A 14921-nucleotide genomic window follows, 5' to 3' on the forward strand; every position below is an offset into this window, starting at 1 on the left:
TGTTCCGTCGGCTGTTCGCGCACCGGGTAGCGTTCCCGCGGTGGGTGCGCCGGCACCCGGGTGAGGAGACACCATGGCGGGCACGACGACGGTGGATGTTCCGACCAGTGACGGCGCGGCCGAGGCGTACCTGGCCCGGCCGGACGGGGACGGGCCGTTCCCGGCGGTGCTGTTCTTCATGGACGCCTTCGGGTTGCGTCCCCGGCTCGCCGAGATGGCCGAGCGGATCGCCGCGCAGGGGTACCTGGTGCTCGTGCCGAACCTGTTCCACCGCGCCGGTCCGATGCCGCGCGTCGACCTCGCCGACCTGGCCGATCCGCAGCGGCGCGGCGAGCTGTTCGGCCGGATCGTGCCGCTGATCACCGCGCTGACCCCGGAGCTGGTGGCCCGGGACGCCGGGGCCTACCTGGACTTCCTCGCCGCCCGCGACGACGTCGTGGCCGGGCCGGTGGCGATCGTGGGGTACTGCATGGGTGGTACCAACGCGTTGCGCGCGATCGAGGCGCATCCGGACCGGATCGCGGCGCTGGCCAGCTTCCATGCCGGTCGGGTCGTCACCGACGCGCCGGACAGCCCGCACCGGGGAGTCGGCACGGTCACCGGTGAGCTGTACTTCGCCCACGCCGACCGGGACGATTCGATGACCGCCGACGACATCGCGGCGTTGGAGGGGGCGCTCGACGCCGCCGGGGTCGCCTACCGCTCCGAGGTGTACGCCGGAGCCCCGCACGGCTTCACGATGGCCGACACCGCCATGTACGACGAACAGGCCGCCGAGCGGCACTGGACGGCGTTGTTCGACCTGTTGGAACGGACCTTCCGGGGATCGGCGCGGCGTTCGGATGACGGTCCCCACGCGAGCGCATGACAGTCGCGTGACATTTGGTCCGTGGCGTCCCGCCGTGGTTTCACCGCCCGCCCACCCGGGGCAGAGTCCAGGTCGACAGCGACTCGCGGAGGGACGACACACGTGGAAGTACAGGGCTTCTTCACCGCCATCATCATCGGTCTGGTCATCGGTGCCCTGGGTCGCCTCGTGGTGCCCGGGAAGCAGAAGATCTCGATCCTGCTGACCCTGGCCATCGGCGTGGTGGCCGCGATCCTCGGCACCCTGCTCGCCGGCGCGCTCGGGGTGGACGACACCGGGGGCATCGACTGGATCGAGCTGTTCCTCCAGGTGGCCTTCGCGGCCGGCGGCGTCGCCGTTCTCGCCGGCACGTACGGCCGACGTCGGCACTGATCCGCACCCCCTCGCGTCGGCTCGCCCTCTCCCCGGGCGGGCCGACGCGGCCGTTGCGGGCGGGTGGCGGTTCGGGTACCCCCGGGGGTATATTGGCGGCAGGAGGTGCACCGTGAAACTGCGACCGGAGATGACCGGCGACGCGTTGACCCGGCTCAAGCGGGCCCGGGGTCAGCTCAACGCCGTGATCGAGATGATGGAGAACGGCGAGGACTGCCGGGAGGCGTTGACCCAGCTCGCGGCGGTCTCCAAGGCCATCGACCGGGCCGGTTTCAAGATCATCGCCTCCGGGATGCGGCACTGCGACGCGGCGCGTGGGCGCGGTGAGACTCCCGAGATGACCGAGGCCGAGTTGGAGAAGCTCTTCCTGGCGCTGGCCTGACCCGCGAACGGCACCCCGCCCGGCCCGCCTGAGCGCGCTCCGGGCGGGTACTCCGTACCCCGGAACTCGAACACCCGTCTGTCCGTTACATACCCCCGGGGGTATAAGTGAAAAGAGAGGTTTGTCATGACTGTTGAGGTGACGGTGCTCAGCACGTCCTCCCTCGGCGACCGCAGCTACCTGGCCTCCGACGGCCGGGTGGCGGTCGTGGTCGACCCGCAGCGCGACGTCGACCGCATCCTGCGCCTGGCCGGCCAGCGCGACGTCCGGATCACCCACGTGGTGGAGACCCACCTGCACAACGACTACGTCTCCGGCGGCCGGGAACTTGCCCGGCTCACCGGGGCCGAATACCTGGTGGCCGCCGCCGACCAGGTCGGATTCCCCCGGACCCCGGTCGACGACGGCGACGAGGTGCCCGTGTCGGACACCCTGCGGCTGCGGGTGGTCGCCACCCCCGGCCACACCTTCCACCACCTGTCGTACGTCCTGGACACCGCCACCGACGACGGCTGGCAGCCGGTCGGCGTGTTCACCGGCGGCTCCCTGCTGTTCGGCACCACCGGCCGCACCGACCTGCTCGGCCAGCAGCACGCCCACGAACTCGCCCACCGCCAGCACACCTCCGCCCGACGGCTGGCCGACCTGCTGCCCGACGGCACCCAGGTCTGGCCCACCCACGGCTTCGGCAGCTTCTGCTCCGCCACCCAGGCCGACGCCCCGGACTCCACCATCGGCCGGGAACGGCAGGTCAACCCGGTGCTCCGGCTCGCCGCCGACGACTTCGTCACCGACATCCTGGCCGGCCTGGACGCCCACCCGGCGTACTACGCGCACATGGGGGCCATCAACGCCGCCGGTGCGCCGCCGATCGACCTCACCCCGGCGACCCGCGCCGACGCCGGGCAACTGCGCGAACGGATCGCCGCCGGGCAGTGGGTGGTCGACCTGCGGCACCGCAAGGCGTACGCCGCCGCGCACCTGGCCGGCACGGTCAGCCTCGGCCTCGACGGGCCGATGTCCACCTGGCTCGGCTGGCTGATCGACTGGGGCACCCCGCTCACCCTGCTCGCCGAGACCCCGGAACAGGTCGCCGAGGCCCAGCGGGAACTGGCCCGCATCGGCATCGACCGGCCTGCCGCCCAGGCCACCGGTGGCCCCGAGCGGTGGGCCGCCGACCCCGGACAGCTCCGCGAGCAGCCCGTCGCCGACTTCGCGGCCCTGGCCGCCGCCCGCGTCGGGAACCCGCCCGCCGGGCTGCCCGCCCCGCAGGTCGTCCTGGACGTGCGGATGACCAACGAGTGGACGGCCGGGCACCTCACCGACGCCGTACACGTCCCGCTGCCCGAACTGTCGGCGCGGCTCGCCGAGATTCCCCCCGGCGCGATCTGGGTGCACTGCGGCTCCGGCTACCGGGCCAGTGCCGCCGCGTCCCTGCTGGCCAACGCCGGCCGGACGGTGGTCGTCGTCGACGACCGGTTCGACCGGGCCGCGCCGGCCGGCCTCACCCTCACCACCCCCGCCTGAGACCCCGGCGAACCCGAAACGAGGAGAGATGGACCCCACCGACCCCACCCGCGAGGCCACCGTCGACACCGACACCCTGCGTGCCCTGGTCGACTCCGGCCGGGCACCCCGGCTGCTGGACGTCCGCACCCCGGCCGAGTTCGAGACCGCGCACATTCCCGGCGCCTACAACGTTCCGCTCGACCTGCTTCGCGAGCACCGCGACGAACTACGACGGCACCTCGACGAGGAGGTGGTGCTGGTCTGCCGCTCCGGCGCACGGGCCGGCCAGGCCGGTCAGGCGCTCGCCCCCGCCGGGCTACCCCACCTGCGGGTCCTCGACGGCGGCATGCTCGCCTGGGAGAAGACCTCCGCACCGGTCCGGCGGGGCACCCCGCGCTGGGACCTGGAACGGCAGGTACGCCTCGTCGCCGGGTCGATCGTGCTGGTCAGCGTCCTCGGTTCGGTGCTGGTGCCGGGCCTGAAGTGGGTCGCCGCGCTGATCGGCGGCGGGCTCACCGTCGCCGCCCTCACCGACACCTGTGCCATGGGCATGCTGCTGGGCCGGCTGCCGTACAACCGGGGTGCCGGATGCGACCTGGACGGTGTCGTCGCCCAGCTGCGCGATGACACCGGACGGCAGGGGTGAGCGCCACCCTGCCGCTGACCGTCGGGTTGGCCGTGCTGATCGGGGTCAGCCTCGGCCTGCTGGGCGGCGGCGGTTCCATCCTGGCCGTGCCGTTGCTGGTCTACGTCGCCGACCTGCCGGTACGGGAGGCCATCGCCACCTCCCTGCTCGTCGTCGGTGTCACCAGCCTCGTCGGGGTGCTGCCGCACGCCCGGGCGCACCGGGTCCGTTGGCGTACCGGGCTGGTGTTCGGGCTCGCCGGCATGGCCGGGGCGTACGCCGGTGGGCGGCTTTCCGGTCACCTCCCGCCGACGCTCCTGCTCACCGGCTTCGCGGTGCTGATGCTGGCCACCGCCGCCGCCATGATCCGGGGTCGACGCACCACCGGGGAGGCGGCCGGACCGCGCGAGCTGCCCCTGGCCCGGGTGCTCGCCGACGGGGCGGTGGTCGGGCTGGCCACCGGCCTCGTCGGGGCGGGCGGGGGATTCCTCGTGGTGCCCGCGCTGGCCCTGCTCGGCGGCCTGCCCGTGCCGGTCGCGATCGGCACCTCGCTGCTGGTCATCGCGATGAAGTCGTTCGCCGGCCTCGCCGGCTACCTCTGGACCGTCGACATCAACTGGCCGCTGGCGGCCGCCGTCACCGTGGCCGCCGTGCTCGGCAGCCTGCTCGGCGGGCTGCTCACCAGCCGGGTGCCGGCCGACGTGCTGCGCCGGTCGTTCGGCTGGTTCGTGCTGGTGATGGGCGGCTTCGTGCTGGTCCGGCAGCTGCCCGGCGGGGTGCGGGCCGACCCGGCGCTCTGGACCGGGCTGGCCGGCCTCGCGGTCGGTGCGGTGCTCGCCGCGCTGGCCTGTGCCCGCCGGTCGCCCGGCGCACCGGTCGGCGTCGACCGGGGGTCGACCCGACCCGCCGGCTGACCACCCCGTCCGGGGCGGGCACCGGTCACCGGGGGCGGCGCAGGTTGCGCATCTTCTCCATCCCCTGCCGGGACCGGATGCTCCGCAGCAGCTCCGTGGTCACCTTCCGGAAGTGGCTGCACTGCTTGCCGAACTCACCCACCGACTCGTCCTTGCACGACTGCAGGAGCCGGTCGGCGTACTCCAGCCAGCTCTTGCCCTCCCACGGGCACGGGCCCTCGATCGGGTCGGCGGACTGGGTCAGCTCCGCGGCCAGCAGGATCGCCCGGGCCATCAGGAACCGGGTGACCGGGGTGACCCGGCCGGCGAGGTGGACCTGCTGGAAGACCCGGCACCCGTCGAAGAAGTGGAAGGCCCGGCCGGCCTGCTCGGGCTGCCGGTGCAGCTCGGCCATCCGCAGGTAGACCGCACCGAGGCCACGCAGGAGCTGGACCTCGGTGAAGTTCTCCCGCAGGAAGTCGGCGATCGTCGAGTGGGCCTCGTCGGTCACCTCCCGGTCGGCCAGCGGATGCACCCGGGGGGAGGTGTCGAAGAGCTGGTGCAGCTGGTCGGCGAACCGGCTGCCCTCGGCGATCCGCCACACCCCCGGATCGGCGAGGCTGGTGACCACGGCGTCGCCGCTCCACCGCCGGTTGAGCATCGCCGCGACACCGGCGGTGTAGCCGTCGCTGCTCATGATCTCGCCGGCGACCTTCTCGACGTCGGCCCAATCGATCTCCCGGGCCAGCTCCAGGTCGACCCGGGTACGCAGGATCACCAACTGCTCCAGGAACGGCCCCTCCCGTTCCTCGGCGGCGAGCAGCTCACCCGCCTCGACCAGCAGCGGACGGGGGTCGGGATCGTTGCGGGGCCAGGAGAACTGGGCGTAACCGACCACCGCCTCCACCATGGCCAGCCCGTGCCGCAACCGCCCCCGACCGTCGGGGGCGGTGACGGTCAACCGTCGGTAGGCCTCGATCGCCCGCCGGTACTCCCAGATGTAGCGGTGGAACTCCGCCCGGACCTCCAGCACCCCCGGGTGGTCCGGCCAGCGCTGCTCGGCGGCCCGGATGAGATCCCACACCGCGCTGTTGTCGACGTCGTTGCGTCGGGTCACCCCCTGCTCGTCCCGGTAGGTCTCCAGCACCCCCAGCCACCGCCGGTATTGCCGCTCCAGCCCCACCTCCATCTGCAACAGCTCGATGGAGTGGCTGAACCGCCGCAGGTGACCGTCGAGCTTGTCCCGGCGCACCCGGTAGAGCCGACCGATGTTGGTCAGCCGTTCCTGATGCGGGATGCTGCTGACGTCGCGCCCCTCCGGGGTGGAGGCGGCCAGCAGGTTGCCCTCGTTGCTCCACCGGGCCCGGTGGCACCACAGGTCGAGCACCGCGTGGTGCCAGGTGGTGTGCTCCTGATCGGCCAGCCAGGACTGCACCTCCCGGATCCGACGCAACAGCTTCTGGTCCCGGACCCGGGTACGGGGTGCGTCGCCGCGTGCCGGCGTGTCCACCTCGGCCCGCCACCCCCCCAACTCGCGTTGGATGCGCAGCTCACGCAGCAGCGACTGGGCGCCCGGCTGGTCGCCGTGCGCCCGTCTGGCGCACTCCAGGGCGGTCTCGGCCTCGGTCGTCGCGTCACCGAACCGGTTGTTGCGGCGCAGGCAGTGCGCGACGAACAGGTGCACCTCCGCCTCGATGCCCGGCAACAGCGCGAACTCCCCGGCGGTCAGCACCAGGGCCATCGTCTGCTTCGCGGCCTCCAGTTGGCTGACCACGTCCGGGTCGCCGCGGTGCACGGCGTGCAGCAGCCGCCACACGTACATCCGGGTGTCGCTCGGCCACCGGCCCGGCGAACCCCACGACGACGTCAGCGCCTCGACGACCCGCCGGCCCGTCGCCGACTGGTCGGCGAAGGTCGGCTGCTCGGCGACCAGCAGCGTCGCCACCCCGCACAGCCGCATGCTCCACAGACCCCGGTCGCTGTCCGACGCGGACAGGGCCAATCCCTCCTCGACCGCGGCCGTCGCCTCGGACAGCGTCGTCACCCGGTCGGCCAGGCGGTGCTGCCCCCGGGCCCGGCCGCACAGCAGCCGGTGGCGCATCTGCAACACCGCGAACCGGTCCCGCAGGGTCACCGGTTCGGGCATCAGGTCGAACAGGGCGAAGGCGGTGCCGAGCGCGGCCTGCGAGTCGGTGACCCGTCCCGAGGTCAGCTGGAGGTCGACGGTGTTGAGCAGCCAGGAGATGGCCACGTTGATCAGGTCGGGTCGGCTGCCGCCGGCCGCCCGGGCGCACTCGGCCAGCACCGGCGCGGCCCGCTCCCGGGCCGGCAGCAGGCTGGTCCCCGCCCGCAGCCGACGGCCACCGATGAACAGCGCGGTGTCGATCGACTTCAGCAACCGGTGTGACAACGCGTCCCGGTCGGCCTGCCCGATCGCCTCCGCGACGGCGTCGGCGGCGGCCACGAACGCTTCGCGTACCTGCTGGGTCTGCCCGGTGGCCCGCATCGCCTGGTTGAGCTGGGCGGCACCGGCGACCACCGGATAACCGGAGGCGCGCACCGGCCGCTCGGAGCGGGTCTCCCCGCCGTCCGACGGTGACTCGGCGTCGGCCGGCGTGCCGACCGGGTCGGCGGCGGACGGCGTGGTCGCGGCCTCCAGCAGCACCGGGCTGAACGCCGCGTCCCCGGAGTGCGCGGCGGCGAGCTTGGCCAGCGTCTCCCGCAGCCGGGGATACCCGCCCACGGTCTCGTCGAGGCAGCCGATCGCCCGGTCGATGCCTTTCATGACGTGCCGGTCGGAGTTGGCCGGGTGCCGTTGCCGCTGCGTCAGCACCGCCATGACCAGGGCGAACATCGCCTCGGCGACCGGTTCGTCGAGCTGGTCGGGGGTCAGTTCGGCGCCGTCGACGAGGGCCCGGCCGTAGACGTTGCCGCCGCCGGTGCCGCGCAGGGTGGCGGTCAGCGCGTTGCTCAACGCGTGCCGGGTCGACCGGCCCAGGTCGAGCCAGAGCGTGCCGTCGTGTTCCTGCTGGGTGAGGATGCGCGCCTCGACCAGGTGGTGGGTGGCCATCGCGGTGAGCCCGCACCCCATCGACTCGAACAGCTCGGAGGACATCCACAGACCGTCGGTGACGGCCCAGGCGGTCAACACGGCCAGCGCGCCCGGTCGACCCCGTCCGCCGTCGGTGCCGGTCCACAGCGCGAAGCAGTCAACGTCCCGCAGACCCGCGCCGACCGTCGCGGCGGAGCGGCGCAGCAGCGCGTCGACCAGGTGCTCGACGCCGGCCTGTTCGATCCGCTTGTTGAGCACGTCGTTGGCGAGCTCGTCGATCCCGTTGTGCAGCACCCCCGGCAGCCGGACCAGCTTGTCGTCCAGCTCCGTCCAGAGCCGCCCCTCGGCGAGCCCGGCGATGGTCAGACCGCCGCCGTACACCGGGTCGGAGAGCACCTGGTCGACCAGCGCGGTGGCCTCGTCCTCGCTGAGTTCCCGCAGCTGGATCACCGGCAGGTAGCGCAGCCGGCCGTCGCCGCTGACGCTGACCGGTGCCCGGGTCGCCACGATGACCAGCGCCTGGTCGAACACCGGCAGCTCCAGCAGCCGCTCCAGCTCGGCCCGGACCACCTCCGGCGTGGTGCCCAGCCGGGACCCCTCCACGAACAGGATCAGCCGACGCCGGTGCAGCTGCTTCTGCAACTCGTCGACCAGGGTCAGCCGGACCGCCTCCGGGTAGTCCACGCCGTAGTCGGTGACGTCGTCGATGGTCACGTCGAGTTCCCGGGCGAGCACCCCGAGCACCGGCTCGGGCGCACTGCTGTTGGGAATGTCCAGTCGCAGCAGGGCCACGTCGGCGACCCGATCGGCCTGCTCGGCGAAGCGGGCCAGCACCTCGTCGACGAAGTACCGCTTGCCCGCGTGCCGGGGCCCGACGACCGGCAGGACGGCACCCTGCTTCCCCAGGCTGGCCGCCCCCGGGCCAGCTCCGGGACCCGGCCCTCGAACGGCACCTGACGCATCGGCCAGGCACTCTCGAAACCGGCCCGGTCGCTGTGCTCACCGGGTGCCCCCGGCGACCGGCGGGGGAACGGCACCGGCCGTTTCTCCGGCGGTCGCCAGGCCACGTTGCGCACCCAGCCCCGGTCGAACTCGGCCGGGCTCCGGGCCGGTCGGGGATAGCCCGCGCCGGCCAGCAGATCCCCGGCCTCCCGCAGCACGTCCGCGGGCGTCAGCCACTGCGCCGCATCCGTCCGGCCGTGGGCGAGGACGTCCAGCAGCGCCCTGGTGAACGGGGTGTGCAGCTCCTCCGGACCGGCGTCCAGCGCCGGTCCGCTGCGGACGGCCGCCAGCAGTTGCCAGCCGCTGAGTTCCTCGTCCACCCGGAACGGCTCCGCCGGCAGGGCGGCGCTGGCGTTGCCCGCGTGACAGCAGTCGAGGATCAGCAGCCGGTGCCGGGCGCCGGCGCCCTGCGCGGCGGCCACGAAACCCTCCACCGGGAACTCGGTGCCGGGGTTGTCGGTGGCCTCCCGGGGCAGCAGCCGCATCGACCGGCCCACCCGGACGGCGTGGCCGGCGTAGTAGACCACCAGCACGCCGTCCTCGCCGACCAGTTGCGCCGCGTCCTCGACGTAGCCGGCCAGGTCGTCGGCCGACGGGTCGTGCACCACGTTGATCCGCCGCCTCGGCAGGCCCCACACGGCGGGGTCGGCGAACGCGGTGGCCAACGCCTCGATGTTGTCCCGGGCGGCAGGCACGGTCAGCGCCAGGTGGTCGTACCGGCTGACGCCCAGCAGGACGGCGCGGGACTTCGTCGGGTCGAAGCGTGGTTGGTGCGCAGTGGTCACCGCAGGCCCTGCCGGAGCACCGCGATGACGTCCTCGGCCGAGCCGCTCGCCTCGATCTTCACCTCCCGGGTGCCGTCCGGGCTGTCGGTGAGGGTGACCGTGACGGTGGTCTCCGCACCCCGACGGGCGCCGCGTCGGGCCTGGAACCAGTCGTACACCGCCTGGATCACCACGGGCAGCAGGACGTCCTGGCCGACGAACTCCAGCACCTCGGCCGCGCCCAGGGTGCCCGGTTCGGGGGCGGTGTGCAGCAGCCGGACCCGGGCGTCACGCAGCTCCGGATCGGCCGCCAACTCGTCGCGAAGGTCGTGCACCGGCGACTCGTCGGAGGCCGAGACGGAGAAAATGAGACGCATGCCGCCATCATGGCCCACGTCCTCGCGCGCTGTCAGCCGCCGGACGCGTTCCTGTCGTCCTGTCGACACAGTCACCCCGACCGTCCACTGCGGCCGGTCCCGGTGGCCGAGGTGGTGGGACGCCGGACGGTCCGTCGTGGAGCGTGGTCGCGGCGTCCCACCTCACGGCCGCCGGGCGTCGGACGAAGGCGGAGGCGCGGTGGCCGGTGGGTGCTCGGCGGGCCCGCCGTCGCCCTCGGCGGGCGGGAACGCCAGCGCCACCGTCAGGTCGAGCACCGTGCCGGGCTCGTGCAGCCGGTCGCCGTACAGCTCGCGCAGCCGACCCATCCGGTAGCGGACCGTCTGCGGGTGCACGAACAGGTCGGCGGCGACGTCGTCGCGGCGGCCCTGGTGCAGCAGCCAGGAGCGCATCGTCTCGGCCAGCCGCGCGGCGGTCGCCGGGGAGAGGCCGGCCAACGGCGCGAGCACCTGGGCGCGCAGGTCGGCCAGCGCCTCCGGGTCGGTGTGCAGCACCAACCGGGCGAGGTGCTGCTCGGTGTCCAGCGCGGCGCCGTCCGCCGGTCGCGGCACACCGAGCACGAGCGCCTTCAACACCCGCTGGTACGACCGGGCCACCGCGACCCAGGGGCGGGCCGGCCCGAGCACCGCGCGGTGCCCGTGCAGCACCGTGCCGAGCTGCCGACGCCGGCTGCCGTGCATGTCGGGTACGAGCAGCAGCGCCTCATCCTCGGCCCACTGCGCCCCGGGCAGGTCCTCGCCGCTCTCCAGGGTGTGCGGGGGCAGCACCGCGAGCACCCCGCGCAGGCTGCTGCGGGGCAGCACCACCACGGTCAGGGTCTGCGGCGGGGACCACTCGGCCCGTTCGGCGCTGCGCCGTAGTACCTCCTCCGGATCACCGGCGAGCAGGTGCTGGGTGAGCCGGTCCAGGTCGCGCCGCCGGGCCCGGCCGACGTTGGCCAACTCGTCGGAGTGGCCGGCGACACTGGCGGCGGAGAGTTCGTCGATGTAGGCGAACATCAGCTCGGCGAACTCGGCGACCGTCTCGGCGGACAACCCGCTGCGCACGGTGGTGGTGGAGACCTCCCGCCAGGCCACCCGGGCCCCCACCCGGTACGCGGCCAGCAGCGCGTCCATGCTCCGGCCGGCCCGCGCCTCCCCGGCGCCCAGCGCGTACGCGGCCTCCAGCGCCCGGCTCAGCGGGGTGCTCGGGTCGGCCGCCCCGGCCCGCTCGATGAGCTGGAGGAAGGTGCCCAACGCCACCCGTACCGCGTTTTCGATCTTCTCGCGCATCTGGCCGGTGAGGGTGCCGGAGTAGGCGGTCACCTCGGCGGTGATGGTGGCGACGGTGTGTGCGGCGACCATCGGCAGCCGGCCGCGTAACCGCTCGGCCACCTGGGCGTCGAGCTCCAGTCGACCGCCGAGCTGACCGGCTGCCCCTGATTCCGGCATGTTGTTCCCTCCGCACAAGTTACCGCATCGGATTCACCTTCCTTGGTCAAGATGTTATGCGGAATAGCGAGCACTCTGGGGTCATGACCACCACCGTCCCGCATCCCCCGGCGAAGACGTCCGTCCGGGACCGGCTCCTGCGGTTGGCCGAGACGGTCACCACCCCGCTGCTGCCGGCGGACTACCTCGACCTGGTCGCGCCGCTGCGCGCCGGGGCCGCCCTGCGCGGGCGGATCGTCGCCGTCGACCCGGAGACCCGGGACGCGGCGACCCTCACCATCCAACCCGGCCGCGACTGGCATGGCCACCTCCCCGGCCAGTACGTCCGCCTCGGCGTCGACGTCGACGGGGTGCGACAGTGGCGGGCCTACTCGGTGACCTCCGCCCCGGACCGTCCCGACGGCCTGATCAGCGTCACCGTCAAGGCCATCCCCGACGGCCGGGTCAGCAACCACCTGGTCCACCGGACCCGGGTGGGCACCATCGTCCAGCTCGACCAGGCGACGGGCGACTTCGTCCTGCCCGACCCGATCCCGGCCCGGGTGCTCTTCCTCACCGCCGGCAGCGGCATCACCCCGGTGATGGGCATGCTGCGTTCCGGCGTGCCCACCCGGGCCGACGTGGTGGTGGTGCACTCCGCGCCGACCCCGGACGACGTCGTGTTCGGCGGGCAACTGCGTGCGCTGGCCGCCCAGGGCGGCATCCGGCTGGTCGAGCGGCACACCGACCGGGACGGCCTGCTCGGCGTCGACGAGCTGGCCGACCTGGTGCCCGACCACCTCGACCGGCAGACCTGGGCGTGTGGCCCGGTCGGGATGCTCGACGCGGTGCAGGAGCACTGGGCGGCGGCCGGCGTCGCCGACCGGCTGCACACCGAGCGGTTCCGGCCGACGGTCATCGCCCCCGGTGAGGGCGGCACCGTCACCTTCACCCGGGCCGGCCTCACCGTCGCCGCCGACGGCGGCACCCCCATCCTCGACGCCGGTGAGGCCGCCGGGGCGCTGATGCCGTCCGGTTGCCGGATGGGCATCTGCTACGGCTGCGTGCTGCCGCTGCGCCAGGGCGCGGTGCGCGACCTGCGCGACGGGACCCTCACCACCGCCCTGCCCGGCGACGGTGTGCTCATTCAGACCTGCGTGTCGGCGGCGGCCGGTACCTGCGACATCGATCTCTGACCAGGAGGCCGGACGTGACCGTCATCCAGCACAAGCCCGTCAACCCGATCGCCCACCTGAGTGCCGAGGACATCGAGATCCTCGGCAAGGAGCTCGACGCCATCCGGGACCGGGTGCTCGCCGAGCGCGGCGAGAGCGACGCCGCCTACATCCGCAAGGTGATCAAGACGCAGCGGACACTGGAGATGAGCAGCCGCGCGGTGCTGCTCTTCTCGCTCTTCCCGCCGGCCTGGGTGGTCGGCACCGCCGGCCTGGCGGTGGCCAAGATCCTGGAGAACATGGAGATCGGCCACAACATCCTGCACGGCCAGTACGATTTCATGCGCGACCCGAAGATCCACTCCACCACCTGGGAGTGGGACCACGTCTCCCCGGCCGAGCAGTGGAAGCACTCGCACAACCAGCTGCACCACACGTACACCAACGTGCTGGGCAAGGACAACGACCTCGGGTACGGCATCATGCGGGTCGACGAGGACCAGAAGTGGTACCCGATGCACCTCGGCCAGCCGCTGTGGAACTTCCTCAACGCCTGCTTCTTCGAGTACGGCATCGCCGCGTACGACCTGGAGCTGGGCCGCAACCTGCGCAAGGGCCGGCACAAGACCCCCGAGTTCCGGGCCCGGCTGCGCGGGGTCGGCCGCAAGATCCGCCGCCAGGTGCTCAAGGACTACGTCATCCACCCGCTGCTGTCCGGCCCGTCCTTCCTCAGCACCCTGGCCGCCACCTTCACCGCGAACCTGATCCGCAACCTGTGGAGCCACTCCGTGATCATGTGCGGGCACTTCCCCAACGGAGTGGAGACGTTCTCCAAGACCTCGATCGAGGGGGAGACCCGGGGTGAGTGGTACCTGCGGCAGATGCTCGGCTCGGCCAACATCAGCGGCAGCCGGCTGATGCACGTCATGACCGGCAACCTGTCCTTCCAGATCGAGCACCACCTCTTCCCCGACCTGCCCAGCAAGCGCTACCAGGAGATCGCCCCGCAGGTACGGGCGCTGTTCGACAGGTACGGGCTGTCCTACACCACCGGCCCGCTGCCCAAGCAGGTCGCCTCCGCCTGGTGGAAGGTCATCCGGCTGTCCCTGCCCAACCGTGGGGCGGCCCGGCCGACCACCGACGAGCGCCCGGCCCGCGCCCTCGCCACCTCCGGCGTCTGACCCCGCGGCCGGGCCCGCCGCGTGGCCCGTCAGCAGCCGGTCCAGCGCACCGGGGTGAGCCGGTCACCCACGGTCCAGCCGACCACCATGCCGTTGTCCGCGATCGCGCCCGCCCGGACGAAGCGGATCTTGTTGGTCACCCCGGGCAGCGGCGTCACCCGGTCACCGTGCCCCACCGCCGACTCGCCGAGCACCACACCGCTGGCCGTCACGCCGTAGATCCGCCACCCCACCGCCGGATGGACCGGCGTCGCCGCCCCGGTGCGCAGGTTCCACCGCTGGGGGGTCCCGTCGCCCTCCTCCGGGGTGTCGTCCACCCCACCGGCGGCCCAGTCGCCCCGGCCCGCGCTCGCCCAGGCGCGGGGTTTGCCGGGCACGCTGAGCCAGCGGATGCCGCCGTCGGGGCGACGTACCCAGCCCGCGTAGCTCGGCGGTCCGGACGGCCCGACCGAGGTGCCGACGACGCTGCCGTCGTCCAGGACCGCGTTGGCGATCCCGTCGGTCAGCGGCGCGACAGTCTCGACCGCGTCCGGCCGGTCAGCCGGCCACCGCAGCGGGAGCTGGGTCTCGGTGGCCTCCACCGAGCCGTGTCCCACGATGTCGCCGCGTGCGTTGATCCCCTCGGCCCAGACGTTCGAGACGGTCCCCGGGACGGGTAGTTCGGTGAGCAGGCCGTCCTGGTAACGCCAGGGGCGGTACGTCGCGGACATGGACCCGTTGCCGATCACCACGCCGGCCGGGTTGATCCCGGTGACCTCTCCGGCCAGCGGGGTGTCCACGGCGGTGACCCGGTTGCCCTGCCAGATCAGCAGGACCTGCTCCCACACCCCGTCGGTGATCCGGGTGCCGATGCCGGCGACGAACCGGCCCGTCGGGTCCACCGCCTGGGCCTCGCCGTGCGTCACCCCCGCCGGCAGCGGCAGCGGATGCAGCGCGCAGTATCGCAGGCTGTCCCGGCGTGGGTCGGCAGCCGCCGTCCCGGGCAGGCCCAGTGCCGCGGTGAGCAGGCCGACCGCAGCCCCGGCGAATACTCGTTGACCGATCATGGTGGCTCCTTCGGACGTGGTGGTCCCGGCACCCGCCCGGCCCGCCACGTCGGCCGGACCCGGCGCGACCGGCGCGGGTGGGTCCGGCGTACCGGCCCGTCCCGGTGTGTCGACCGGGCGGACCAGACGACGGTGCTGACTGTATGACGGTCGGGGTCGGGGCCGGGTTACGCGGTGTCCGATACGCGACCGGCCCCGCCGGGCCGTCCCGCGTCAGACCCCGCCGGGCCGTCCGGGGCGGTGCGCG

General features: G+C 73.3%; 12 protein-coding genes. 8 read left to right on the forward strand and 4 right to left on the reverse strand.

The genetic code is table 11. The features are described from left to right. Positions 1–73: 73 nt before the first annotated feature. The 6 genes from J7462_RS01745 (at position 74) to J7462_RS01770 (ending at position 4670) form a co-directional block, all read left to right on the forward strand. Entirely contained in the window at positions 74–868 is a 795-nt protein-coding gene (locus J7462_RS01745; protein WP_219460845.1) for a dienelactone hydrolase family protein, read from the forward strand. Positions 869–970: 102 nt separating this feature from the next. Beyond that, positions 971–1240: a GlsB/YeaQ/YmgE family stress response membrane protein gene (locus tag J7462_RS01750; RefSeq protein ID WP_219460847.1), complete on the forward strand. Its 270-nt coding sequence runs from the start codon at positions 971–973 to the stop codon at positions 1238–1240. A 112-nt stretch (positions 1241–1352) separates the two neighbouring features. Beyond that, on the forward strand, positions 1353–1622 hold the full coding sequence (locus J7462_RS01755) for a metal-sensitive transcriptional regulator (protein WP_204926517.1): 270 nt from the start codon (positions 1353–1355) through the stop codon (positions 1620–1622). 126 nt (positions 1623–1748) lie between these two features. After that, the gene (locus J7462_RS01760) at positions 1749–3149 is read left to right on the forward strand and encodes an MBL fold metallo-hydrolase (RefSeq protein ID WP_219460851.1); all 1401 of its coding nucleotides are present in this window, start codon (positions 1749–1751) and stop codon (positions 3147–3149) included. 28 nt (positions 3150–3177) lie between these two features. Beyond that, entirely contained in the window at positions 3178–3777 is a 600-nt protein-coding gene (locus tag J7462_RS01765) for a rhodanese-like domain-containing protein (RefSeq protein WP_219460854.1), read from the forward strand. Continuing rightward, positions 3774–4670, forward strand: coding sequence for a sulfite exporter TauE/SafE family protein (locus J7462_RS01770; RefSeq protein ID WP_219460858.1), 897 nt, complete (start codon positions 3774–3776; stop codon positions 4668–4670). Before J7462_RS01765 ends, J7462_RS01770 begins: the two co-directional genes overlap by 4 nt. Before the next feature lie 3741 nt (positions 4671–8411). On the opposite strand, the gene J7462_RS33135 is transcribed toward J7462_RS01770, so the two are convergent. The 3 genes from J7462_RS33135 to J7462_RS01785 all read right to left on the reverse strand — a co-directional run bounded on the left by J7462_RS33135 (position 8412) and on the right by J7462_RS01785 (position 11293). After that, the gene (locus J7462_RS33135) at positions 8412–9488 is read right to left on the reverse strand and encodes a caspase domain-containing protein (RefSeq protein WP_219460860.1); all 1077 of its coding nucleotides are present in this window, start codon (positions 9486–9488) and stop codon (positions 8412–8414) included. Further along, positions 9485–9844, reverse strand: a complete 360-nt coding sequence (locus J7462_RS01780; RefSeq protein ID WP_208566394.1) for a hypothetical protein — start codon at positions 9842–9844, stop codon at positions 9485–9487. Before J7462_RS01780 ends, J7462_RS33135 begins: the two co-directional genes overlap by 4 nt. A 162-nt stretch (positions 9845–10006) precedes the next feature. Next, positions 10007–11293 (reverse strand): CdaR family transcriptional regulator, encoded by a 1287-nt coding sequence (locus J7462_RS01785; protein WP_219460864.1) that lies wholly within the window; start codon positions 11291–11293, stop codon positions 10007–10009. A gap of 83 nt (positions 11294–11376) precedes the next feature. Here J7462_RS01785 and J7462_RS01790 point away from each other — a divergent pair, with 83 nt between their 5' ends. Both J7462_RS01790 and J7462_RS01795 read left to right on the forward strand, forming a co-directional pair. After that, positions 11377–12468, forward strand: coding sequence for a ferredoxin reductase (locus tag J7462_RS01790; protein ID WP_219460867.1), 1092 nt, complete (start codon positions 11377–11379; stop codon positions 12466–12468). Positions 12469–12482: 14 nt separating this feature from the next. Then, positions 12483–13628, forward strand: a complete 1146-nt coding sequence (locus tag J7462_RS01795; protein WP_208566391.1) for an acyl-CoA desaturase — start codon at positions 12483–12485, stop codon at positions 13626–13628. Positions 13629–13657: 29 nt separating this feature from the next. Here the strand turns inward: J7462_RS01795 and J7462_RS01800 are convergent, their stop codons facing one another. After that, positions 13658–14674 (reverse strand): hypothetical protein, encoded by a 1017-nt coding sequence (locus J7462_RS01800; protein ID WP_219460870.1) that lies wholly within the window; start codon positions 14672–14674, stop codon positions 13658–13660. Positions 14675–14921: the final 247 nt, after the last annotated feature.

The organism is Micromonospora sp. RL09-050-HVF-A, from assembly GCF_019374995.1.
Lineage (GTDB): Bacteria > Actinomycetota > Actinomycetes > Mycobacteriales > Micromonosporaceae > Micromonospora > Micromonospora antibiotica.